Origin of the sequence: Nonomuraea turcica (genome assembly GCF_030718205.1) — a bacterium.
GTDB lineage: Bacteria > Actinomycetota > Actinomycetes > Streptosporangiales > Streptosporangiaceae > Nonomuraea.
This window is the reverse complement of record NZ_JAUZQF010000104.1, coordinates 1-689: the sequence shown is the minus strand read 5'-3', so window position 1 is coordinate 689 and position 689 is coordinate 1. Positions and strand designations below refer to the sequence as shown.

The following is a 689-nucleotide window of genomic DNA, read 5'->3' as shown; positions in this document are numbered from 1 at the left end:
CACTATGCAAATCTCAAACAACAAACAGCAACCACCTCCAAGCCGACAAACATCGACTCTTCGGTGGCCCTGTACTGAGGACTTCAACGGAACCAAATGCCCGTTTCCTCAGGACCCAACAGTGTGTCCAGCCGGCACGCACCCCCACGATCCCCGTTCCCACTCCGCTGTCACCAGCGACGGTACTAGCGGACGGACAATGCGTCCCTGCTGAGTAGCCAGTGCTCCACTAGTGAGCTGTCACCCCACCACACGTTCGGTGGCGATGGGTGAAGATGCTCCTTAGAAAGGAGGTGATCCAGCCGCACCTTCCGGTACGGCTACCTTGTTACGACTTCGGCTGTGGACCTCGGGATCACTACCCGGCTCGGTACACGACCTGAAGGCGGCCCGCATCTGGGGCATCATCCGCCGACTGCAGGCCGCGAAACTGATCACACTGGCCGACAAGGCGTACGTCGGCGCAGGTGAGAAGGTGCTCGTCCCCTACAAGGGCCGTGATAAGCCGCAGTCCCAGAAGACAGCCAACTCCGCCCACGCCAGGCTCCGCGCTCCCGGCGAACGCGCGAATGCCGTCCTGAAGAACTGGCGCATCCTGCGCAAACTCCGCTGTTGCCCGCTACGTGCAGGTCAACTCGTCAAAGCAATCTTCGTCCTGCAAGCTCGCGAGGTGCGGTGAAAAACCTTCA

The 689-nt window shown here is 60.5% G+C and carries 1 pseudogene; it reads left to right on the top strand.

What is annotated here, in order from left to right:
• Positions 1–301: 301 nt before the first annotated feature.
• Positions 302–679 (top strand): annotated as a pseudogene (locus tag Q9G87_RS60430) (transposase family protein); the annotation flags it as partial.
• Positions 680–689 lie beyond the last annotated feature (10 nt).